This is a genomic window from Salinispora mooreana (assembly GCF_000379065.1).
Lineage (GTDB): Bacteria > Actinomycetota > Actinomycetes > Mycobacteriales > Micromonosporaceae > Micromonospora > Micromonospora mooreana.
This window is the reverse complement of record NZ_KB900614.1, coordinates 1392828-1414548: the sequence shown is the minus strand read 5'-3', so window position 1 is coordinate 1414548 and position 21721 is coordinate 1392828. Positions and strand designations below refer to the sequence as shown.

The following is a 21721-nucleotide window of genomic DNA, read 5'->3' as shown; positions in this document are numbered from 1 at the left end:
GCATCATGGTCAGTCCACACAACCACCCATGATCGGCGGTGGCTGCCCTCGTTCCCGCATCGCATCAAACCCCAGCTCAGTCAAGGTCAACAACCCCGGCTGGAGTATTAGCTACCGAATTCTTGCACTGACCTGCACGAACGCCGCCATCTCGCGATCATTGCTTGTCACCGATTATCAATACCCGGAAGGGGTTTTCGGGGGGTAAAAGGGGGCATGAATTCGACGCCAGGCCCGGCGCCGTCTGGCGGTGGGTGACGAGCGCATGCCGCCAGGCCGGGCTACATCGAGGTCGCCAATGTCTTCCGTGGCCACCGGTCAGGTGATCACCTCAGTGCATCGCCGACACCGGGCTGTGGAATTCAAGAAGTTCCTGGCCAAGCTGGACAACGAAGTCCCCGCCGACCTCAACGTACATCTGATCTGCGAACAGCACCCACAAACACCCCACCGTGAAGCGTTGGCTCGCCGCGCATCCCCGGTTCCACATGCACTTCACCCCCACCTACTCGTCCTGGCTCAACCAGGTCGAACGGTGGTTCGGGCTGCTGACCGACACGCGACTGCGCCGCGCCACGCACGCCTCCCTACGGGCACTGGAGAACGACCTACGCGCCTGGACCGCAGCATGGAACGACGACCCCAAACCGTTCATCTGGACCAAGACCGCCGACGAGATCCTCGACCGGCTCGCCTCATATCTTCAACGAATTCCCGGCGCAGGACACCAGCTAGGGTATCGTCATCGCGTGAGAGTCCACATTCGGAACACGTCACGTGCAGCGGTGACGCTCCTTTTCCTCCTCGCAGCGAGCGCCGGGTGCAGCAGCAAGCCGCCCCCTGCAGTCGAAGTGGCGGGTGGCGTACCTCTAGTCTCAGCGCAGAGCCGGGTAGCAGCCCCATCTTTCAGCGGCGAGGGTTTAGACGGAGATCACATTTCCTATCAGGACTACAAGGGGCATGTCATCGTTCTTAATTTCTGGGCTTCGTGGTGCGCTCCGTGCAGGCTAGACGGTAGTTGTCAAGTCAAACTGAGACGGTTGGTTCCTGCTGGGTTGGCTTGTTGATCCAGGCGTGGTCGGGCAGTTTCGGTGCGCGGGGCCTGCGGTTGAACCGGTCCGGGTGGGCGGCGTGGGCCGCGTCGAGGGTGTCCTGCCGTTGCTCACGGATCTGCTCGGCGGTGCCGTAGTGCACCGACGCCGGGGTGTGCCAGCCGATCCCGGAATGTCGGTGTTCATGGTTGTAGGCGGTGAAGAAGCCGTCGCAGAAAGCTTTCGCGTCAGCGAGGGACCCGAACTTTTCCGGGAAGTCCGGCACATACTTCATGGTTTTGAACTGGGCTTCGGAATACGGGTTGTCATTCGAGGTCCGAGGTCGGGAATGCGACCGTAGGACACCGAGGTCGACGAGCATCTGCGATACCGGCTTCGACACCATGACGCCGCCACGGTCGGCGTGGATGGTGTGCGGCTCGACCCCGTTACGGCTGATCGCATCGGCCAGGAAGTCGCGGGCCACGACCGCGTCCTCCCCGGCCGCGACGAGCCACCCGACAACATAGCGCGAGTAGATGTCGATAACGACGTAGCACCGGTACCAGAGGCCTGTGACAGGTCCTTTCAACGCGGTGATGTCCCAGGACCACACCTGACCCGGCCCCGTCGCGACCAGTTCCGGACGTACCCGGGGTGGATNGGCCGCCAGTCGACGTCGTTCCCGGCTCTGCCCGGCCGCACGGGCGATGCGATACATCGTGGATATCGAGCAGTGGTAGCGGCCCGCATCCAGTTCCCTCGCCCAGACCTGCGGGATCGCCAGGTCGGCGTAGACGAGCGAGTTCAGCACCGCCAGCACCCGGCCGCGTTCGGCCGGGCTGAGTGCCTGCGGTGGCGGGGTCCGGGGCAGCCACGGCCCGTGCCGTGGACCGACCGGCTTCACCCGCCGGTAGTACGTCGCCCGCGAGGTCCCGGTCAACGCGCACGCCCGCTGCACCGAGATATCCGCGCCGCGTAACTCGCCGAACACGGCGGTCAGGATCTCTTCGGCGGGTTGTCGTTGTCCGCGCTCTCGGAGAGTTCTTCCAAGAGCGCGTGCGCTTTTCCCATGATGTCCAACGCCATACGGGTCTTCTTCAGCTCCGCCTGCAGCTTCTCGTTCTGCCGGCGCAGCTTCTCCAACTCCACCTGCTCCGCGGACTTCTTCACCCGCGACCCCGCCGCAGCACCGGAACCCGTGACCGGAGTCCCTACCTGTCCGAGTTGCCCGGCATCCCGAGCCCGTGTCCACTCGATGATGTGCGACGAGTACAAACCTTCCCGTCGCAGGATCGCGCCTTTCTCCCCGTTCGCGGCGTTCTCGTACTCGGCGACCATCGCACGTTTGTACTCCGGGCTGAAAACCCGCCGCGACGGCTTCGGCGCCGGATCAACCCCGTCGCCGGACGCCGGCTGCTTGCCAGATGAAGTGGACACGTACACAAGGATCTCCGATCCCCGCCCTCAGCAGGCCCGCCACCCCACTCACACAGGGTGTCTCACACCATCTTGACCAAGAGGGAGAGGCTCGCGATCTGAATGAGATCGCGCAGGAAACTGAGCCGCTGAGCGTGAGGTTCCTAGGCATTAATGTGCGGGACAGCCGGGACAAAGCTCAGGCATTCGAGAGAGCTTTTCAGCCTAAGTATCCGAGCATCTTCGACCCATCAGGAAAAGCCACTCTCGGGTTTCAGGGGCAGATCGCCGGATACCCCCCCACAACGTTGATAATTGATAGAACCGGAAGAATCGCAGGCATAGTTAACGGTGCCATTCAGAAGGAAACCCTATTAAACTCTATTCGGCATGTTTCCGAGGAGGCTTCTTCCCCCTAGCACCGAAGCGTTCCCTAGCGCGACTGGTTCTCCTAGTGCCTCGTCTTTGAACGTTGATCGGGTAATGCGTCGGTTCTGAGGATGGATCAGGCAAACTGTCTCCCAGTGCTCGTGTGGGAGGTGGTGGCCGGTGGGTAGAAGGCCGGAAGTGTTCGTCCGGCAGGTGTCGATGGCCGAGGGCCAGCGGTTGCAGCAGATCAGCCGGACGGCAAAGGATCCGGTGAAGCTGCGGCGGGCGATCGTGGTGCTGATGTCGGCTCAAGGCCAGCCGGCGCCGGACATCGCTCACCTACTCAGGGCCAGCGAGGACTACGTCCGCGATGTGATCCACGCGTTCAACGAGCGGGGGTTCGACGCGCTGAACCCAAAATGGAGCGGGGCGCACCGAGACGGATCGATGAGCAGACCCGCGACTGGATCTGCGTCATCGCCCGGTGTGACCCCCGTTTCCTCGGCCAGCCACTCTCGGGCTGGTCCCTGGCCAAACTGCGCGACTACCTCACCGCCACCGGCTACGTCACCACGATCAGCGTCGAGACCGTGCGCCGTGTCCTGCACGAACGTGGCGTGTCATGGCAGGCCACCAAGACCTGGAAAGCCAGCACCGACCCCGACTTCACCACCAAGATGCGCCGGATCCTTCACCTCTACGACCATCCCCCGCCGGGCGGGCGTGTGCGGTGCGTCGACGAGTTCGGACCGCTGAACCTGCAACCCCGCCCCGGCCGGGCCTGGCGACCCCAGGGGCACCCCGTGCGACTACGCGCTACCTACCACCGCGACCAGGGCGTACGGCACATGATCGCCGCCCTCGACCTGGCCACCGGAAGGCTGCACTACCGCATCCGTGACCGTAAACGCTGGCGCGAGTTCCTGACCTTCCTGACGACCCTACGCGCCCGCCGGCCCGACCAGAAGCTGTACCTGATCTGCGACAACTTCTCCCCACACAAACACCCCGAGGTCCGCGCCTGGTGCGCCACCAACCACGTCGAGTTGGTGTTCCTACCGACGTACGCGTCCTGGCTGAACTGGATCGAAGCCGAGTTCGCCGCCGTGCGCTACTTCGCCCTGGGCGGCACCGACCACCGCACCCACACAGAGCAGGACACCGCGATCGGCACCTACATCCGCTGGCGCAACCAACGCGCCCAACCGAAGACCGGTTTCGCGACCAACTCCAAGATCCGCCACCCGGATTACCCGTTCAAGGCTGCATGACGAGGCACTAGCAGATCCGGCCATGATCAGGGGATCATCCACAGGCATCAGAGTTATTCACAGCGCAGGACCCGGCACTGGCGAGCGGTCGGGGCCCGCGGCGAACCTGAACAGGTCGACGAGGTCACGGCTCGGCTGCTGGCCACGGCCACGCGCAGGTGGAGCAGCCTAGGCCGCAGGCCACCGACAAGCTGCTCCCCGCAGCGATACGCCAGTTGCGGGGACCGAACCGCGCAAGGATAAGCCCGGTCAGGCGCCGCACTATCGACCTCGCGGGGTATTAGTGGTAGCGGGGGCATCCCGGTGTCACTTCAGTGACCGATCCTTTACCAGTCGTGTAAGGAGAAGGGTTGCTTCTCTTGGTGGAGGCGGATGACCTCGGCGGTGTAGGGCATGGTCGGGTCGGGTAGCTGGTCTGGTGGGAACCAGGCGAGTTGGGAGCATTTGTCGGGCTCGACGTTGCGGGGTTCGCTGGTCCAGTCGGTGGCGAGGAAGCCGAACCCGATGCGGGAGTCGTGGTGTGGGGGGCAGTGGTGTGTGACTCCGATGAATGTGAGCTGGTCGTGGGTGACCGCTACTCCGGTTTCTTCATGAAGCTCTCGGATGGCGGCGGTGATTACGTCTTCGTCGGCGTCAACTTTGCCTCCGGGGACAGCCCAGGAGCCGGCGAGGTAGATGGAGCCGGCGCGTTTGGTGAGTAGGATCCGTCCGTCGGGTCGTTGAAGGAGTATGAGGACGTCGACGGGAAAGCGGTGGGGTTCGGTCATCTCTGCACTCCAGTCAGGGTCGGGTCCGGTTGTTGGGAAAAACCTGGTCCAGGCTTGTGCGAATTCGGGCGCCTATCGCGGCCAGGTCTGCGACTTCTGGCGGTGTCAGGACGGGGCCGGGGGTAGTGATCGTGGTGATCTGGTTGGCGGTGCGGAAGCCGAGCATCGCAACGGCGGTCGGGGCGGTTGTCAGTGCGAAGCGTATGGCTACGTTGGCCAGTGCGGCGGGTGTGTGACCGTAGCGGTCCCGGACCGGCTGTAGACCGTCCCAGATCAGGCGTCGGCCCAGGGGGCTAAACCAGTTGTGCTGTCGGCGGTGGTCACCCGGGCCGAACAGCGATGCTGTCGCTGGGAGTCCGGGGTGGCGGATGAGAAGACCCTGTCCGAGGACCTGCTTGATGAGCAGGTCTATTCCGCGTTGTCGCGCCAGGTCGATCACGGTGCTCTCGTCGGTCCGGTAGGCAGGGCTGAGCAGGTTGTGACGGACAGCGATCAGATCTGGTTGGCAGCGGTCGAGCAGGTGCAGGAATCGTCGTGCTTGTTTCCCGCGGGGATTGCTCTCGTCCGCCCACTGCGTGGCGAATTCATGGGGAGCACGAATCGCGATAGCGCGGATCAGGCCCTCGCGTTTGAACTCGTGCATTTGTACGATCGCCTCGGCGAGGTATTGGTCGTTTGAGCCGAAGTCTGTGCTGTGGTAGGCGTAGATGTCGACGTAGTCGGTGCCCAGTCGGGCCAGTGACCGTCGTAGGTGCCTCTTCATCTGAAGCGCCTGGTAAGGGTGTCCACTGCGCCGGTCGTAGCCGGTCTTGGTGCTCACGATCACCTGGTCGCGGGGTACCTCGGCAAGCAGGTAGCCGAGACGTTCCTCGCCTCGGCCGTGGCCGTATACGTCGGCGGTATCGAACAGTCGCAGACCCCTTTCCCAGGCGGCGCGTAGCGCGTCCAATGCCATGATGTCGTGGGTGGGTGCCCAGCCGACATCCGCGCCATCGTTGACGCAGGGACCGGCGAGGGGCCAGCAGCCGGCGGCCAGTGCCGGGGAGGTGCGGCCGAGCCGGGTGAGTTGTCGCGGTGGCAGCTCGGGGGCGGTCACGTGCCGCATGGGTCTGCCGTGTTGATCAGCGCCCAGCCGGCGGGGGTGGTCCAGTGAGTGTGGGCAGTGGTGAGGATGTCGGCTCGGTCGGCGGGAAGCACGGCGAGGACCGTGGTGATGGTCGGTGCCATGGCCGCCTGTACCTCGCCAAGCCCTCGGTTCAGCAGGTCAATCAACGCGGGGTTGAGAGCTTCCGGGGCGGGGGTGTGGAGTGGGTGCCGGTCGATGAGGTCGAGCATACGGCCGAGCAGTGTCGCTGCGGCGTTCTTGAGGACCACCCGCGCGGCGCGGACCTGGCGTCGCGCCTGGCCGTCGAGGATTTTCTCTAGGCTTTTGAGGGTGTAGTCGAACGCGAAGTTCCGGTCGATCCAGAGCTGTGCGTGGTGGGAGGCGCTGCCGATGCGCCAGTCGGCGTAATCGGCGTCAACGCGGCCCATCGACGGGCGGACCGTGCGGGTCAGGCCAGCCTGTTCAGCGCGACGGGTGTACGCAGCTCCGATCAGGCACTCCATGGACACGAGCATGTAGGAGATGCCGGTGTGCAGCGGCCGACCGGTGGTATGCGCGGCGACGAACGTCTCATCGCGGACCCCGTCCACGATGGTCTCGACCGGAAGGTGGGGCAGCGGCCGTAGGAGGAGGTCGGTGCGGGCCTGGAACGCGTGGCTCTCGGCCAGTTCGTCGCGGGTCATGAGCGGGTCGAAGGTGATATAGGTGAACCGGGTTGGTACCCCCAGTGCGGTCAGGGTCCGGATAGCCAGAGCGTTCTGCTCGGCTGTGGTCTCCTTGTTGAATCGCTCAAGGATCGACGTGACCCCGGACTCGACCCCGAACAGCATGCGACGTAGTCCCCGCTGCAGCAGTCCGTGCCACATGTGGGCGCGGTCGAGGTGCCACTGTCGGTCGCGGTGCGGGTCCACTACCTGGTCAACCCGGCATGACGACTCCCAGCGAAAGCCCGCCGAATGAACAGTGTCGGCGACGGCCAAGGCCCGGGGCGCGGCATCCGGGTCGCCGCCGATGAACTCTTCGTCTACCAGGTACAGCGTGCGCGAGGTTTCGGGATGGCGGTCAAACACCTTCGACATCGCTGCCAGGACCGTCGGCATTCCGTCGGCGCGTGCCCCGGACCACGTGCCCTTATGTCCGCGTGGGCAGAACGAGCAGTAGTTGGTGCATCCTCGCGACGTTTCTAGTACTCCAGCCGGGGTTGTTGACCTTGACTGAGCTGGGGTTTGATGCGATGCGGGAACGAGGGCAGCCACCGCCGATCATGGGTGGTTGTGTGGACTGACCATGATGCAGCGGTGGCTGCCGGATACAGGGTAGACGCCCAGCGGTGGCGGGTGTTGTTCGACGACTTGATGCTGACGGTCGGGCAGCGTTTCCGCAGGCCGGAGCCTCGCCGTCGGGTGCGTGACTTTGTCCGGGGCTTGCTGGCGCCGTTGCCGCGGAAGAACTGCTGGACGATCGCGGAGCATGCCGGTGACACGGGTCCGGACGGGATGCAGGACCTGCTGACCCGGGTGAAGTGGGACGATGCGCAGGTACGGGCCGATGTCCGCGCCTTCGTCGGCCACCACCTCGGTGATGCCGAGGCTGTGCTGGTCATCGACGAGACGGGCGATCTGAAGAAGGGCCGGCACACCGTCGGCGTCCAGCGGCAGTACTCAGGCACCGCCGGGAAGATTGAGAACTGTCAGGTCGCCGTGCACCTCGCCTACGCCACCGACGCTCGTCACGCGATGCTCGACACGGCGCTGTACCTGCCCAAGTCCTGGTGCGACGACGACGAGCGCCGTACCGAGGCCGGTGTCCCTGAGCAGGTGCGGTTCGCGACCAAGCCGCAGCTGGCATCTCGGATGATTGCCGCAGCGGTCACCGCCGGGCTGCCGTGCCGATGGGTGGCCGGCGACGAGGCCTACGGCAACGATCCGCGCCTGAGCGCACGGCTTCGTCAGTTACGACTGGGCTACGTCCTGGCCGTGGCCTGTTCACATCAGGTGATCACCGGGCTTGGTGTCTCCCGCGTTGACGCCCTCGCCGCCGGTCTTCCTGCCACCGCCTGGCAGCGGGTATCCGCGGGTCGAGGCGCGAAGGGACACCGCTACTACGACTGGTCCTTCACGGCACTGCCGCACGCCGCCGACACCCACGGCGGGCACCACTGGCTGCTGATCCGCCGCAACCGCCGCACTGGTGAGCTGGCCTTCTACCGCTGCTGGGCACCAGAGGTGGTCCCGCTACGCAGCCTCGTCCTGGTGGCCGGCCGCCGCTGGAAGATCGAACAGTCGTTCCAAGCCGCAAAGACCGAACTCGGCCTGGACCAGCACCAGAACCGCCGCTGGACGTCCTGGCACCGCTGGACCACCCTGGCGATCCTCGCCCACGCCTTCCTCGCCGCCGCGACCACGCACCGCAGCCGCCCCGACCCGGCCGGGCTGATCGCGCTGACCGTCAACGAACTACGCCACCTGTTCAACACCCTGATCATCGAACCCAGCCGCCGCCGCTGCGACCCACTGCTCTGGTCCGTACGCCGACGCCGTCACCAAGCACGAGCCATGACCAGCCACTACACCCGACAAGCCCTCACCGAACCGTGATCACAATCCCCGGCTGGAGTACTAGTTGCGCGACGCCGCGGTGGGTGAAGGTGGCATCGAGCAGGTCCAGCTCCGGCAAGTTGTCTGTCTGTGCGCGGTTGGCGATCGTCCGGGTCCGGCGGTACCGGCCCACCTGCAGTAGGCCCTTTTGTGCACGGCTGTTGCCGGAGTAGCCGATGCCTCGAATGTCGGGCAGTGAGAGGTCGCCGTGCCAGTAGCTGATCGCGTCCTGGATCGTCGGCTCGCCGGCCCCACGGGCTACGAGTAGCTGCGGGTATCGGTCCAGCAGCAGGCGCTCGTTGCGCGCGGTGAGGCTGCCGCCGGCAAGCACCAGCGGGGCTACGGCCATGCTGTACACCTGATCCAGCAGCCGGAGCATCAGGTCGTGCTGTCCAAACGTTGCGGACACTCCGAGGATGTCGGGGGGATTCTCACCAATAGCGGCGATGAGGTCGTCGAGGGTGGCCCCCAGCTGCATATCCAACAGGTCCACCTGGCCGGTCAGGGTGCTTCGCGCTGCTCGTGCAAGATCAGAAATCGCCAACGGAAACCGTGGCAGTGGGAAAATCTCCGGCCGGTACAGAGCTGTCAGCAGGACACGCGGGCGGAGTAGACGCTGCATTGCCTGTTCATCGATAGCCGCTGGCGACAGCCACGAGTTCGGTGCTTCTAGCATGAGGTGATCAGCTGCCCAACCGGGCCACCGCCGAGTGGCGTGCGCCTCGCCAGACAGGTCCACAGCCATCCATCGCTCCCCGTGTTCGATGAGCAGAAGTCGGCGCTCGATCGTGCCGGTGACTACAACTCGCCCCGGCAGTAGGTCCTCCAGCGCGCGGCGTATCACGTGTGGTTGTTCCAGCGGCAGTCGTAGTAGTTCGTTCGAGGAAACAGCTTTATCTGTGCAGCGTTCGACGGTATCAATAAGGCGGTCGTGTGGAGTTATGTCCTGAGCGTTGAGGGTTTGATTCGACATCTCCGGAGCGTCCTTCCCAGTCGATTGATTGATTCAGTGGCAAGTCAGCACACCTCAGCGGCCTCCTTGGTAATCGTGTTAGCCTGCGATGGAACGCCACCTTGACCTCGTAGCCCTCCATCCATACCCACCCGGGATAGGTAGGCCGATCAAGAACTCGAATCACACGAACCACACGGGGCGAACGAACTGCGGGGAACAAGTTCGATCCAGGCGAACGGATTCTCCGGCCCTCTTTCCACAACCCCGGCGACCTGGCCCATCACCGCAACATCCCGAACACAACCCCAACAACAACGATCATCAGAACGAGCGCCGTGACCAGCTTCTGCCTGGCTGTCGGCGGATCCGGCTCCCTCGGTATCACTGGAACCCCATCACCATCCGGCAGCGGAGGCGTTCCGTGCGGATCACGGTTGCCATGTAGCGGGAGCCTGCTGCCGTCGACCATCACAGCCTCCTCAGCCCGTCCAGCACGGACTGAAGAACGTCCAAGCCAGGATGGGAGGTGTAGTACACGCGTGCCCGGCCCACAGCACGACCAGTAAAAGGCAAGCGCTCAGAATCCAGCTCTGACGCGGCAATTTGAGTGAAGTCCGAATTGGGCGAGGTAGTGAGGAAAGTTCCGCCACCTCGCTGGGACAGGCAATCTTTGTGCTCATTCGCGACTGTCGGCATGGCGAGCCTCCCGGTGAATAGGTATTGATGGACCGCAGTGGGCGAAGGTGTCAATGCGCGCCGCTCAGCCTTGTTGTAGCAGTGGTGGGCTACCAAATCTGTCCTTGTCTCAACCGGTCTGGACGAACGTGTGCGGCCTGGGCGACCACGTGGTGTTGCTCATACGCTAAACAAGTCCGCCGCCCATCAACGCAGTCCTAAATGCTTATCGGTAGAGACCGCTACCTCGTCGAGCAATTAGGCCGTCGGACCTAGCTGGGGGTTGACCGAATCTGCCGTCCCTACCGCATGCCAAACAGCATGGGTCCAGCGTGCGTCGCATTTCGACTGCGTGCCACTAGCTGTGGAGGAGTTTCGGTCGCGTATCTGTCGCGTCTATGTATCGCGTGACGTTGGGACGCCGTCAGCAGCAGCCGATTCGCGATTCCGGCGCTACGATGTGGACGCCGGGCGTAGCCAACCGGACAGGGATGTGTGACGTGGCCAAGGCATCGACTCTGCTAAAGGCGCTGCTTCGCGAGCGTCACTGGCAGAAGTACTCGACGTTCTGTAAGGAGTGGGATCGGGTTGCGGAGCGGGTTGACCCTGATCTTGTGGGTGGCTATCCAAGCCGGTCCCAACTTGCCCGGTGGCTAGCATGCGACCTGAAGGGTCTGCCGCACCCGGATTCGTGTCGCATCCTTGAAGGTCTCTTCCCAGGGCTGGCCACCACGCAACTGTTTACCGTTGGCGCGGACGCGCCGGCCACGCTCGCGCACCCTGCGGGGGCGCTGCCGATCGCTGAGATCGCGCTGGGCCTGTCGGCAACCTCCGGCCGCGGCGACGTACCGTCGGAGGAGGTACACGTCGACAAGGCGTGCCTGTCCGGGGACGGCGCGCTAAGCGAGGAGATTGCGATGTCTGCCGAAGAGTCCGCGCGCTTCGTGCGGCGAGCGCGAGGAGCTGTAGACCAAGACGTCCTGGACCAGCTCGGTGCTGACGTCAGCCACATGGCGCATGACTACCTGATGCGCCCACCGTTTGCGATGTTTCGGCCCTTGTCCCGGCTGCGGGCAGAGGTTTTCGAGTTGCTCGATGACCGTCAGCGCCCGGCCGTGTTGCCCAGCCTGTACCAGGTCGCCGGCCAGCTCTGTGCGCTTCTGGCCCATACCTGTGCGGACCTTGGCCAAGCGTATGCCGCCGACACCCATACGCGTACGGCCTGGCTCTGTGCAGATCTCGCGGAGGACGACACCCTGCGTGTCTACGTTCGCTGGGTGCAATCAAACGTTGCCTACTGGAACGGCGACTACGGCAGAGCCGCCGAGTTGGCTCACAGCGGCCAGCGGTATGCCACGGTCGGCACGAGTCTGCTAAGGCTCGCGAGTCAGGAGGCGCGGGCGAATGCGGCAGCCGCCGATCACCGGGAGGCCGGTCGTGCCCTGGCGACGGCCCAGGCGGCTCGGTCACATGTAGGTCCAGATGGCGACGGGCCAGGAGGGGTGTTCCACTTCAATCTCGGCAAGGCCGCTTACTACGCAAGCGAGGTCAGGTTAGCCCTCGGTGGCAAGACAAACTTCGAGCGAGCGGCGTCCGAGGCTACACATGCCCTGGAGTTGTTCGCGGCGCAGCCGGACCTCGAGCAATGCCCCGAGTTCTTCGCTGCGGCACAGGTTGACCTGGTGGCGGCGCACCTCGCGTTGAACGACCTCGACGGCGCTGAAGAGCATCTGCAACCAATATTCTCCTTGCCGACGGAGAGCCGGACGCTGCCGGTGATTAAGCGCATGAAGGCGACAGACCGAACGCTGACCAGTCAGGCCTTCGCCAAGTCGGCGCTCGCTGCCGAACTACGGGAACGCATCCATCTCTTTTGCGCGTACACCGCTTCACGTGAATTGCCCGCTTCGCCGGACTGACACCAATCCCTCACCTTGGAGGCATAACAGCGTGGCCGTTCAAGTAGCCGTTTGTGGACCCCGATACTGCACAGACGACGATGTCGACAACGCTCGGCGCGTCGGCGAACTCTTGGCCGACCGGGGAGCAACGATCATCTGCGGCGGAGGCGTAGGCGTCATGGCAGCCTGTGCAGCCGGTGCACGCACCAAGAACGGCGTTGTCATCGGCATCCGCCCCAACGACAGCAAGGACGGCGCCTGCCCAGACCTGTCTGCCACGATCGTCACGAACATGGGTGAAGCCCGCAACGCCATCATCGTGTGGAGCGCTGACGCCGTGATCAGTGTTGGTGGCTCCTGGGGCACCCTCAGCGAGGTCGCACTCGCCATGCGCCGGGGACGCGTGCCGGTCGTGGCACTCGGCGGATGGCGGGTCGTAAAAGCCGACGGTGAACTCGTGCCCGGCCTCCGGTATGTAGACACGGCAGAGGATGCCGTCGCGGAGGCTCTCCAAGCCGCAAGTTCTACATGAGATAGCCAGGTTGCAGCCATCCCGAAGCCAATATCGCGGCAAGCCAGCCAGCGAGGAGCGCAGGTCCCATCGGTAGTGCAGTCCGACTCCGGGAACGCGCCCGCGCCAAGAAGCCCAGGACGCCTTGAAGAGTGAGTCCGACGATGAGGCCGTGGGCCGCGGCGTACCAGCTTAGCCACGCGAGGCTCGCCGTGATCACTCCTACGAGGGTCACGTCGCCGAGGCCGAGCTGTCCCGGCAGGGATAGAGCGATGATCAACAGTGTTGTCATGGTGATCACCCCGGCGATGACCGCACGAAGAAGCGGGGCAGGGTTTCCACTCATTACAGCAACAATGACAAAGCTAATCAGACAAGTGAAGATCAAGGTTCCGGTAAGAACATGTGGGAGGCGATGCTGCCGGATGTCAATGATCACTAGACCTACTCCGAGGACAGCGAAGAGCCAGTACGCTGGCAGTGCGGCCGATATCGGCAATAGGCTGCCGACGGCTGCGGTGGTAGCTCCAGTTGTGATTGAGACAGCAGCCACGGTCAGTAATCCTGCAGGGGCACCACGCCACCAAGCCGCGGGGAGGCGGAGGTTTCCGTGCGCTGGTGCTGAATAGGCGATGGCGGCGAGCGGGATACCGGCAAGCGCCCCCGCGAGGCCGAAGCCGCTCGCGGTGAGGATGTTCACGGTGTGCTGGCCGCCGTCGGTGATGTTGGGGTTCGGTGTTCCTGGGTCCAGCGGTTGAGTTCCGACAGCAGGTCGACCATTTCGATGCCAGCGTTGGTGAGGCGGTAGTCGGCGGTGTGATCGTCGTGGTGGTGCTCGACCAGCCCTTGATCTTGTAGATAACCGAGCGTGCGGGTGAGGGTGCGGGCATGGACGACGTCGGTACTGGACTTCGATACTGCGTGATGGAGCCGGGAGTACCGGAGGGGACCGTCCTGAAGGACAGTCAGGATGGCCCGATTTAGTTTGCGTTTCGTCAGGTTATAGATGGGTTCGAGTTCGTTCGTCAGCGCAGCTCACCTCCCCCAGTCACGAGCGCGCTACTCTGCGATGATCGAGTGTAGGGGGGCCGCACCAACGTTGACCAGCCTTTCGGGGGCTTGCCACACTTCGTCGCCCACGGGTGCCCGAGGCTGGGCTACCTTGCCCGTGCTGTGCGTAGATCAAATGTGGTGCCGCTATTGCGCTCGGAGCGGTCCGCTGTGGTGGCTTGCGCAGGGCGCGAGGGACTGCTGGAGCCGGAAGATACGGCCCGCTATTGCTTGACCTTTAGCAGTCAGGTGAAAGCTGGTCTGTCGGTGGGGGCTGAGGTCCAGACTTCCGCTGTCAGGTCTGATCACGAATCCTGCGGCGGATAGTGCTCGCAGCAGTGGTAGCACCCGACGCACGTCCGAATAAAGGTGGCCGAGGGTAGCTGTACCACCGCGTGAACTCATGCCGTGCAGTACTTCGTAGACACCGGGTTTGGCGAGCAGCATGAGTATTTGTTCGATGCGTCCGTGGTCGCTCACCGCGGTGCACCTCTCTCGCGGCCACAGGTATAGGCGAGTGTACGCGCGGGCGAAGCTGACCGCTCTGTCGCCTAAGGGACAGCTTCGTCGCTGCGACTATGGGTGTTGTCTCGGTACGCACTCCCGGGTGCGTACCCGAGGGTACGGAACTTGCGGCCCCTACAGGGTGAGGGTGTAGACACGAATCATGACCTTGATGAGTGTCATCCAACGCGACTCGGACTCAAGGTCACCTGAGCGGTCACTCGCTGCGGGGAGTGGTTCACGTGTTGGGGAGGTACTGAGGGTGTACACCCGTCCGGTTATGGCTGGCCTCGCTATCGGCGGGCTGCTCGTTGGTGCGGGCTGTTCGGGCGAGTCTGGTAGCGATGCAGAGGCCCCGTCAGCGACGGCACCGGCTTCCCCGAGTTCCACTCTGGTCGCTGCTGAGCAGGATGCGATCACCGCTTACAACGCCCTATGGCAGTCGATGGCTAAGGCTGGCGAAATCCCGGATCCGGATGCGCCGGAGTTGCGCCAGTACGCTTCTGGTGACGCGCTGACACGTGTCGTGCGCGCCCTGGTGACGTACCGGGAGACCGGTGTAGTTACCCGTGGCCGCCCAGTAAACGACCCAAGCGTCGTGTCCGCAACGGCGACTGAAGTGAAGCTGGCCGATTGCGGCGACTCCACGAACTGGACGACTCACACGAAGTCCTCGGGTGAGCCGATTGAAGAAGATCCTCGTGGTCGTCGACGCATTACCGCCACCGTCAACCTTGCTGAAAATGCCTGGGAGGTCACCTCGTTCCATCTGGAAGAAATCGGATCATGTTGATGCTGAGGCGCTGCGTGACGGTTGCTCTCGTCGCTTCTACGGCGGCAGCATCCGAAGCCGCGGTTGTCCTGGCCTGATCGTGCCATCCTCGCCGCGTTGATCCGGCTGCTGCCCAAGCAGTTGAAGGCCTGGCGGCTGGTTACCCCTGCGACGGTACTGACCTGGCATCGACGGCAGTCGCCAGGAAGTGGACCTACCCGAGCCGCGGCCGGCCTCGTGTGGACGGCGAGCTCGCCGATCTGATCGGACGGCTTGCGGTCGAGAACCCGTCCTGGGGCTATGTTCGGATTCAAGGCGAGTTGCGCAAGCTGGGGCGCCGGGTCAGCCGCGCCACGATCCAGCGGCTGCTGCGCCTGCGCCGTATCCCGCCTGCCCCGCAGCGTGAGCGGGCCACGTGGCGGCAGTTCCTGCGTACCCAGGCGGGCACGGTGCTGGCCTGTGACTTCCTGCACGTGGACTGCGCGGTCACGCTCAGGCGGGTGTACGTGTTCTTCGTGATCGAGGTCGGCACCCGCTACGTCCACGTGCTGGGTGTCACGACCAACCCCGACGGGTCCTGGACTGTGCAGGCGGCCCGCAACTTTCTGATGGACCTCGGCGAGCACGCGGACCGGTTCAGGTTCCTCATCCGCGACCGCGCAGGCCAGTTCACGGGCGTGTTCGACACGGTCTTCAATGCCGCCGGCATCGAAGTGATCAGGACACCGCCGCGGTGCCCGCGGGCCAACGCGCACGCCGAGCGGTGGGTGAGAACGCTACGCGGCGAGCTCACCGACCGGATGCTCATCTTCGGGCAACGACATCTACGCCATGTCCTGGCCGAGTACGTGAAGCACTACAACCACAGCCGGCCGCATCGGGCCCTGAACCTGTTGCCGCCGCGCCCACCGGCCCCCGTCGTCGATCTCGACGAGCAGCGCCGAGTACGGCGAAGACCGATCCTCGGCGGGCTGATCAACGAGTACGAGCGAGCCGCGTAGATCCTCAAGAAGCCGCAGGCCACCGCAGGTACGGAGTATTGAGCCCCTACAGGCTTCCGAACGATCGTCCTGCCCAGATTCGCCGTCGCGGTGGTGATGGACCGCAAACTCACCGCCGTCGATAACTCGCTCGACGCGATCTTCGCCTCCCGGGTTGGCACGTGGCTCTCCCCGCACAACGTGCGGCGCCAGTGGCGGCAAGCCCGCGCCGATACTGGACTCGAGTGGGTCACACCGCACACGTTCCGCAAGACCGTCGCCACGCTCCTCGACAAGGAGGCCGACACCAAGAGGGCCGCAAGCCAACTCGGACACCGCACCGAGCAGGTCACGAAGAAGCACTACATCGAGAAACCGGCCATCGCCCCGGACAGTTCCGAGATCCTCGAACAGCTCGGCACCGGCCGCGCGACCACCGTCCCAAAGCGCGACGAGCCGCGCCAGACCGCGTAGACACCAGCACAACGGTGGCCGTAGCAGGTCACCGAACCCGACCGTCCACGGGCGTTACCGGGGGGTTTTCGGGGGACAGTTCGAATATGCCAGAGGCCCTGATCAGCGTTTCCGCTGGTCAGGGCCTCTGCTCTGCGCGCCCGAAGGGATTCGAACCCCTAACCTTCTGATCCGTAGTCAGATGCTCTATCCGTTGAGCTACGGGCGCTGGTGCTTGGTCAGCCTACACGACCGACTTTCGCGCGGAGACTCCGGGATTCGAACCCGGGAGGGGCTTTAAAACCCCAACCGCATTAGCAGTGCGGCGCCATAGACCAGACTAGGCGAAGTCTCCCTGGCGGCCACGCAGGCCACCGGGGATTGAGAATACAGGGCCCTGGCCGCCGGGAGCAAAGCGACTACCCTCGGGCAGGTCGGATCCCTCGGACTGGTTGGATAGCCTGCCATCCGCGCGCCCGCCCGGTGCCGGCTGGCCCGCCCAGCAGCGGGGTGCGGGGCCGTCACGCGTCGTGGGCCAGGGATGACAGCCCGAGGCGGGCGCCGCCCGCCGCGATGTCGGCATCGCCGCGGACCTCAGAGCCAGTCGAACCACTCCTTCGGTAGCGCGGTGTAGCCGACAAAGGCCACGATGTCCAGGAGTGTGTGCGCCACCACCAGTGGCATCACCCGCCGGGTTCGTAGGAAGTACAGGCTGAAGATGACGCCCATGACCGCGTTTCCGACGAACGCGCCGAATCCCTGGTAGAGGTGGTAGGAGCCGCGGAGTAGCGCGCTGGTGGCGACGACCGTACCGAGTCGCCACTGGAGCTGCCGCAGTCGGGTGACGAGGTAGCCGACCACGATCACTTCTTCCAGCACGGCGTTCTGCACGGCCGCAAAGATCAACACTGGTGCTGCCCACCAGACGTCCGGCAGCGCGGCGGGCACCAGCGTCGCGTTGAGTCCGAGTTGCGCCGCCGCCCAGAACAGGGCCAGGCCGGGCAGGCCGATCAGCGCGGCCAGGCCGGTGCCGCGTACGAGGTCCTGGCCGGGCCGTCGGGCGTCCAGGCCGAGAGTCCGGGCCGGATCGCCGGGGTTGCGCGCCAGCAGGTGTACGGCGAGCAGCACCGGTAGCAGGGCGAAGCTGATCCCGAGCAGCTGGTACGTGAGGTCGAGGTAGGGCCGCTCGGACCGGGATGTGTTCAGGGCGGCGGTCTGGGCCGACAGCGGTCCCTCGGCGGTGAGTTTGGCGACGATCGAGGTCAGGGCGTAGACGGCCGACTGGCCGAGTGACAAGCCGAGGACCAGCCACGTCTCGGTGCTCAGCGTCCGGCGAGTCAACGGTCGGTCCAGATCGAGGGTCACCGCACCACTGTGCCTGACCCGACTCCTGATCGTGGCACCGAGGAGACCTCACGAATGGTCGCACATTCTGTGCGACCGTCCGGCACGCTCCGTTGCCATTCTGAAGGTGCCCGATTTCCGTACGGAGAAGGAGCGCGCTCCCGTGGACGATGTCGCGCGGCTACTCAAGGAGAGTTGGACCCTGGTTGAGGAGCACCGGGACCGGCTGAGCGAGCACTTCTACGCCCGGCTGTTCCTGCTCGATCCCGAGCTGCGTTCGCTCTTTCCGGCTCAGATGGCGGGTCAGGGTGATCGGCTGTTGGAGGCGATCATCACCGCCGCCCACACGGTGGACGACCCGGAGGGCTTCGACGAGTTCCTCCGCTCGCTGGGCCGGGACCACCGCAAGTACCACGTCGAGGCGACGAACTACGAGACCATGGGCGTCGCCCTGCTGGACGCCTTGCGCAGCACTGCCGGCGACGGCTGGAATCTGACCTTCGACCAGGCCTGGCGGGACGCGTACGCGGCCATCTCGGGAAAAATGCTCGCGGGGGCGGCGGCGGACGACAACCCGCCGTTCTGGCATGCCGAGGTGTTGACCCACGTTCGGTACGGGCCGGACACGGCGGTGTTGACGGTCCGCGCCCTCCAGCATCGGCTGCGGTGGCAGGCGGGCCAGTATGTCAGCATCGAGGCACCCCGCTATCACCCGCGGGTGTGGCGCACCTATTCGGTGGCGAACGCGCCGAACGACGACAACGTGCTGGAGTTCCACGTTCGGACACCGCCGGGTGCGGGGTGGCTGTCCGGCGCGTTGGTTCGTCGGGTGAAGCCGGGTGACCTGTTGCGGTTGGCGGCACCGATGGGGTCGATGACCCTGGATCGGGCGTCGGACCGGGACATCCTCTGTGTCGCCGGTGGGGTTGGCTTGGCTCCGGTGAAGGCGCTGGTCGAGGAACTGGCAACCTATAACCGGACCCGCTGGGTGCACGTCTTCTACGGCGCCCGTACGCATCTTGACCTCTATGGTCTGGCCGGGCTGCAGGAGTTGGTCGCCCGGCATCCGTGGTTGTCGGTGACCCCGGCGTGTAGCGCGGACCAGGGCTTCGACGGTGAGCTGGGCGCCATTTCCGAGGTGGTCGGCCGGTACGGCCCGTGGACGGCGCACGACTGCTACGTCTCCGGGTCGGCGCCGATGGTCCGGGCCACGCTGCGGGTTCTCTCCGGCGATGAGGTGCCACCGGAGCGTACTCGGTACGACACCTTCGGTGAGTTGTAGCGGACATTACCCATCGGGCGGACCGGCACCGCCCACGACGGCCACGTCCGCCCGGCCCTCCTTCCCCCGGGCGGACGTGGCCGTACCAACGCTGTCAGTAGCGCCAGGGCTGTCCGGTGTGCCGGTACTCCTCGACCGGCACCAGGGGTACGCCGGGGGCCATCCGGTCGACGTAGAGACGCCCCTCGAGGTGGTCGATCTCGTGCGCCACGAGGCGCGCCATGGCGTACTCGTAGGAGGTGATGACCCGACTGCCGTCGAGGTGGGTGTGCTCGACGTCGATCCGCAGCGGACGGGGCACGAGCCCCCGCTGGTCGAAGAAGGAGAGGCACCCTTCGTACTGTTCGTCGGTGTCGGGTGCGGCGTCGACCACCTGCGGGTTGAGGAGAACGACGGGCTCGCCGTCGCGGTCTGGGGGGCGGACGACGGCGACGGCACGGCCGATGCCGATTTGGGGAGCGGCGACGCCGACGCCCTTGCTGAACGGGTGTAGCTCGTCCAGGCGGAGTAGGGCTGCGGTGAGCCGTTCCACCGCCTCCTGGGCGACCTCTGCCTCGCGGGGCAGGTCGAACGGCTGGGTGGGCTGGCGGAGTAGGTCGGCGTCGTGTTGGAGGATGCCGAGGCTTCGCATCCGGTCGCTTGGTCGCAGCCAGCCGGGCTCTGTCGGCTCCCCTTCGGGTCGGGACCGGAATCGCCACTGCATCCGGTAGCGGCCGTTCAACGGCGGCTCGTCCGCCGCCCAGTCGAAGATCGTTCGGTCGCCCTCCTCTCGGCGGGCCACCGGGGTACGCAGCGGACCTTCCTCCGCGGAGAGCGAGGTCTGGGCACCCCAGACCTGCGGGTCGAGGGCGGCGGGCAGGTCGAGCCGGACGGCGAGGTGCCGGGTGGGTACCCGGACGGCCCGCTGGAACCAGGGGCCCCACTTGTCCGCCCCGACGTGGTAGGCGTACTCGATGGTGGCGCGGTCGCCCGGGTAGAGCGGGAAGCGCCGGTCGGCGTTCTCGAAGAGGAGCCAGATCTCCTTGAAGGCGTCCCGGTCGTGCTTGGTTCGCCAGTGCATCGCCTCGTGCTCCTGCCCGTCCAGCCGGTACGCGCGAAGCTGCAACTCGGCGAAGGTGAGTGGGTGGGCCCGGTGGTGCCGGTTGGAGCGGCCGGGGTCGCCCGGGTAGCGGTCAACGGCGACGCGGATGAGGTATCGGGTGATCGGCTCGGTCCCGGCGTTGTGCAGTTCCCGGCGGATGACGCAGTGGTACGTCTCGTCTCGGTAGGTGAGGCTGGCGTGTTCCCGTTCAACGATCAGCCCGGTGCCGGGGGGCAGCCACTGCCCGGGGGTGGGTGGCTCGCGGTGCGCCGTCCGATCGCTGCGGTGGTGTCGGAGTTCGTCGTATTCACAGAAGCGTTGCCAGATCGCTCCGCTGGCCTCCAGCACGGCCTCTGCCCGGCGGGCGAAGTCTTCGGTGGGCCGGTGCCGGCGTCCCTCCACGTGGCTGACATACGACGGGTCGAATCCCATCAGCGTCGCCAGCTGTTTCTTGGACAGCCCTCGCTCGGTCCGGTGGCGGGCGAGTTCGACGGCGAAGGTGTTGGCCGCCCGATCGAGCGGTGATGTCGTCATCAGCTTCCTTGGGGCCGGGACTATCAGTTTCACGTTCTGTCATTGGTCGGATATAGAAGTGCCACCTTGTCGACATGAGTCTTGACTCTCCAGCGACGAGGGTCGAGAGTGCAGCGGCTGTTTTCCCGGGCTGGTGGGCGGGTAGTACGCCGAGGCGCGGAAGCCAGGAGTCGCCGAGGTGCGATGGGCCGAAGTCGCCCCCGAGGTGCGGATGGCCACGAGTCGCCGAGGCCATAGGAGTTAGGCTAGCCTTGGCTTATCTGGTGATGGGACGGGAGGAGCGTCGGTGACAACAGTTCTGCCCGCCACGGCAGCTACCGCCCCGTTGGCTCCGGTCACCATGGCGCTTCGCCAGCTCTTCGGCACCGACGACGTGCCCGGTCTGGCTCACGGCCTGTTGGTCACCGATGAGGTTGGTTGGTCACCCGCCACCAGCCTGGTGGACGGGACGCGCTTGCCTGAGCTCCTGGCCGCGGCCACTGACCAGTGGGGTGGCACCCGGCACGCCAGTGCGGCACTGGCATGGAAGTCATACAGCTACTGGGCGGCTCTGCCGGCGGTACTGGGCTGGGCCTCGGCCCGGCGGGTTCCCCTGCTCGTTCCCGCCGATGTCTTGATTCACTTTGCCGATCATCGGTCGCTGTTCACCCTGGGTCTGCGCCGGTCAACCGTGGTGGCGGTCCTGCCTGGTGATCCGCTGGCGCTGGCCGGCCGGCCCGAGGTACAGGTGGTCGCCGGCGAGGCGGAGCTGCTCGCGGCTCTCCGGTCGACGCTGCTCGACGCTCACCTCGCCCCGGTGATTGCGGCGATCCGGGCGGAAGTGCGGATCGGCACCCGAACGTTGTTGGGCTCGGTGGCCGCCGGGATCGCCCACGCCATCCTGCGCGCCGCCGATGGCCTGCCGGGCTCCTCCGTCGCCACGATCGACACGTTGCTTTCGGCGCTCGACCTGCGGGATCTGGTCGAGCTGGTGCCAGGTCCGGCCGGTGAGCCGACGGTGCAGCGGTACACCTGCTGCCTCGCGTTCACCCTCCCTCGCCCGAAGACGTGCCCGGGCTGCTGCCTCCGTCGGTCCTGATCGGGCCGGTGCCGGGCACTCCGTTGGTCCTGAACGGGCCGG

19 protein-coding genes, 2 tRNA genes and 5 pseudogenes are annotated in these 21721 nt (G+C 65.4%); 13 read left to right on the top strand and 13 right to left on the bottom strand.

Annotated elements, in window-relative coordinates:
* The 3 genes and pseudogenes from SALPAC6_RS29955 to SALPAC6_RS31150 form a co-directional block, all read left to right on the top strand.
* A partial coding sequence (locus SALPAC6_RS29955) for a hypothetical protein (RefSeq protein ID WP_223874423.1) occupies nucleotides 1-208 on the top strand: 208 nt, incomplete at its 5' end.
* Nucleotides 209-307: 99 nt separating this feature from the next.
* A pseudogene (locus SALPAC6_RS27295) lies at nucleotides 308-728 on the top strand (transposase); the annotation flags it as partial.
* Between the two features lie 21 nt (nucleotides 729-749).
* Nucleotides 750-1067: a TlpA family protein disulfide reductase gene (locus tag SALPAC6_RS31150; RefSeq protein ID WP_223874459.1), complete on the top strand. Its 318-nt coding sequence runs from the start codon at nucleotides 750-752 to the stop codon at nucleotides 1065-1067.
* Here SALPAC6_RS31150 and SALPAC6_RS0106730 read toward each other — a convergent pair.
* On the bottom strand, nucleotides 1027-1992 hold the full coding sequence (locus SALPAC6_RS0106730; RefSeq protein WP_450097617.1) for a transposase: 966 nt from the start codon (nucleotides 1990-1992) through the stop codon (nucleotides 1027-1029). The genes SALPAC6_RS31150 and SALPAC6_RS0106730 overlap by 41 nt on opposite strands.
* Before the next feature lie 38 nt (nucleotides 1993-2030).
* Entirely contained in the window at nucleotides 2031-2471 is a 441-nt protein-coding gene (locus SALPAC6_RS31145; protein ID WP_050563484.1) for a transposase, read from the bottom strand.
* 567 nt (nucleotides 2472-3038) lie between these two features.
* Here SALPAC6_RS31145 and SALPAC6_RS30935 point away from each other — a divergent pair.
* Both SALPAC6_RS30935 and SALPAC6_RS28850 read left to right on the top strand, forming a co-directional pair.
* Nucleotides 3039-3200: pseudogene (locus SALPAC6_RS30935) on the top strand (IS630 family transposase); the annotation flags it as partial.
* 38 nt (nucleotides 3201-3238) lie between these two features.
* Entirely contained in the window at nucleotides 3239-4090 is an 852-nt protein-coding gene (locus tag SALPAC6_RS28850; RefSeq protein WP_018252655.1) for an IS630 family transposase, read from the top strand.
* A gap of 326 nt (nucleotides 4091-4416) precedes the next feature.
* Here the strand turns inward: SALPAC6_RS28850 and SALPAC6_RS0106715 are convergent, their stop codons facing one another.
* The 3 genes and pseudogenes from SALPAC6_RS0106715 to SALPAC6_RS25400 form a co-directional block, all read right to left on the bottom strand.
* Nucleotides 4417-4857 (bottom strand): NUDIX domain-containing protein, encoded by a 441-nt coding sequence (locus SALPAC6_RS0106715; RefSeq protein WP_018252654.1) that lies wholly within the window; start codon nucleotides 4855-4857, stop codon nucleotides 4417-4419.
* Between the two features lie 13 nt (nucleotides 4858-4870).
* A complete protein-coding gene (locus SALPAC6_RS0106710) occupies nucleotides 4871-5962 on the bottom strand; it encodes an aldo/keto reductase (protein ID WP_018252653.1) in 1092 nt (363 codons plus the stop codon).
* Nucleotides 5950-7149 (bottom strand): annotated as a pseudogene (locus tag SALPAC6_RS25400) (radical SAM protein); the annotation flags it as partial. The gene SALPAC6_RS0106710 and the pseudogene SALPAC6_RS25400, both read right to left, overlap by 13 nt.
* Nucleotides 7150-7317: 168 nt before the next feature.
* On the opposite strand from SALPAC6_RS25400, the gene SALPAC6_RS0106700 reads away from it, so the two are divergent.
* Nucleotides 7318-8559 (top strand): IS701 family transposase, encoded by a 1242-nt coding sequence (locus SALPAC6_RS0106700; protein WP_026189378.1) that lies wholly within the window; start codon nucleotides 7318-7320, stop codon nucleotides 8557-8559.
* A gap of 7 nt (nucleotides 8560-8566) precedes the next feature.
* On the opposite strand, the pseudogene SALPAC6_RS25395 reads toward SALPAC6_RS0106700, so the two are convergent.
* Both SALPAC6_RS25395 and SALPAC6_RS0106690 read right to left on the bottom strand, forming a co-directional pair.
* Nucleotides 8567-9181: pseudogene (locus SALPAC6_RS25395) on the bottom strand (cobalamin-dependent protein); the annotation flags it as partial.
* 613 nt (nucleotides 9182-9794) lie between these two features.
* Complete coding sequence (locus SALPAC6_RS0106690; RefSeq protein WP_026189377.1) at nucleotides 9795-9983, bottom strand: hypothetical protein; 189 nt, start codon at nucleotides 9981-9983, stop codon at nucleotides 9795-9797.
* A 697-nt stretch (nucleotides 9984-10680) separates the two neighbouring features.
* Between SALPAC6_RS0106690 and SALPAC6_RS0106685 the strand changes: the two genes are divergently transcribed.
* Together SALPAC6_RS0106685 and SALPAC6_RS0106680 are read left to right on the top strand one after the other, a co-directional pair.
* On the top strand, nucleotides 10681-12108 hold the full coding sequence (locus tag SALPAC6_RS0106685; protein WP_026189376.1) for a hypothetical protein: 1428 nt from the start codon (nucleotides 10681-10683) through the stop codon (nucleotides 12106-12108).
* A complete protein-coding gene (locus tag SALPAC6_RS0106680; protein WP_317889027.1) occupies nucleotides 12083-12622 on the top strand; it encodes an SLOG cluster 4 domain-containing protein in 540 nt (179 codons plus the stop codon). The genes SALPAC6_RS0106685 and SALPAC6_RS0106680 overlap by 26 nt, the downstream gene beginning before the upstream one ends.
* Here SALPAC6_RS0106680 and SALPAC6_RS0106675 read toward each other — a convergent pair.
* Together SALPAC6_RS0106675 and SALPAC6_RS27275 are read right to left on the bottom strand one after the other, a co-directional pair.
* Complete coding sequence (locus tag SALPAC6_RS0106675) at nucleotides 12615-13301, bottom strand: prepilin peptidase (protein WP_026189375.1); 687 nt, start codon at nucleotides 13299-13301, stop codon at nucleotides 12615-12617. The genes SALPAC6_RS0106680 and SALPAC6_RS0106675 overlap by 8 nt on opposite strands.
* Complete coding sequence (locus tag SALPAC6_RS27275) at nucleotides 13298-13600, bottom strand: winged helix-turn-helix transcriptional regulator (protein WP_223874405.1); 303 nt, start codon at nucleotides 13598-13600, stop codon at nucleotides 13298-13300. Before SALPAC6_RS27275 ends, SALPAC6_RS0106675 begins: the two co-directional genes overlap by 4 nt.
* 817 nt (nucleotides 13601-14417) lie before the next feature.
* Here SALPAC6_RS27275 and SALPAC6_RS29325 point away from each other — a divergent pair.
* The 3 genes and pseudogenes from SALPAC6_RS29325 to SALPAC6_RS25385 form a co-directional block, all read left to right on the top strand.
* Nucleotides 14418-14948 (top strand): hypothetical protein, encoded by a 531-nt coding sequence (locus SALPAC6_RS29325; RefSeq protein ID WP_162561558.1) that lies wholly within the window; start codon nucleotides 14418-14420, stop codon nucleotides 14946-14948.
* A gap of 218 nt (nucleotides 14949-15166) precedes the next feature.
* Entirely contained in the window at nucleotides 15167-15928 is a 762-nt protein-coding gene (locus tag SALPAC6_RS28845) for an integrase core domain-containing protein (RefSeq protein ID WP_018252646.1), read from the top strand.
* A 51-nt stretch (nucleotides 15929-15979) separates the two neighbouring features.
* A pseudogene (locus SALPAC6_RS25385) lies at nucleotides 15980-16381 on the top strand (tyrosine-type recombinase/integrase); the annotation flags it as partial.
* A gap of 135 nt (nucleotides 16382-16516) precedes the next feature.
* On the opposite strand, the gene SALPAC6_RS0106655 reads toward SALPAC6_RS25385, so the two are convergent.
* The 3 genes from SALPAC6_RS0106655 to SALPAC6_RS0106645 form a co-directional block, all read right to left on the bottom strand.
* Nucleotides 16517-16589, bottom strand: a tRNA-Arg gene (locus SALPAC6_RS0106655).
* Between the two features lie 35 nt (nucleotides 16590-16624).
* Nucleotides 16625-16715: transfer RNA gene (locus SALPAC6_RS0106650), tRNA-Ser, on the bottom strand.
* Between the two features lie 239 nt (nucleotides 16716-16954).
* Nucleotides 16955-17725 carry a CPBP family intramembrane glutamic endopeptidase gene (locus SALPAC6_RS0106645; RefSeq protein WP_018252644.1) on the bottom strand — a complete coding sequence of 257 codons (771 nt, stop codon included), beginning with the start codon at nucleotides 17723-17725 and terminating at the stop codon, nucleotides 16955-16957.
* Nucleotides 17726-17867: 142 nt separating this feature from the next.
* Between SALPAC6_RS0106645 and SALPAC6_RS0106640 the strand changes: the two genes are divergently transcribed.
* Nucleotides 17868-18986 (top strand): globin domain-containing protein, encoded by a 1119-nt coding sequence (locus SALPAC6_RS0106640; protein WP_018252643.1) that lies wholly within the window; start codon nucleotides 17868-17870, stop codon nucleotides 18984-18986.
* A gap of 94 nt (nucleotides 18987-19080) precedes the next feature.
* On the opposite strand, the gene SALPAC6_RS0106635 is transcribed toward SALPAC6_RS0106640, so the two are convergent.
* The gene (locus tag SALPAC6_RS0106635) at nucleotides 19081-20601 is read right to left on the bottom strand and encodes a peptide deformylase (protein ID WP_018252642.1); all 1521 of its coding nucleotides are present in this window, start codon (nucleotides 20599-20601) and stop codon (nucleotides 19081-19083) included.
* A 298-nt stretch (nucleotides 20602-20899) separates the two neighbouring features.
* Between SALPAC6_RS0106635 and SALPAC6_RS0106630 the strand changes: the two genes are divergently transcribed.
* Entirely contained in the window at nucleotides 20900-21679 is a 780-nt protein-coding gene (locus tag SALPAC6_RS0106630; RefSeq protein WP_026189373.1) for a hypothetical protein, read from the top strand.
* Nucleotides 21680-21721 lie beyond the last annotated feature (42 nt).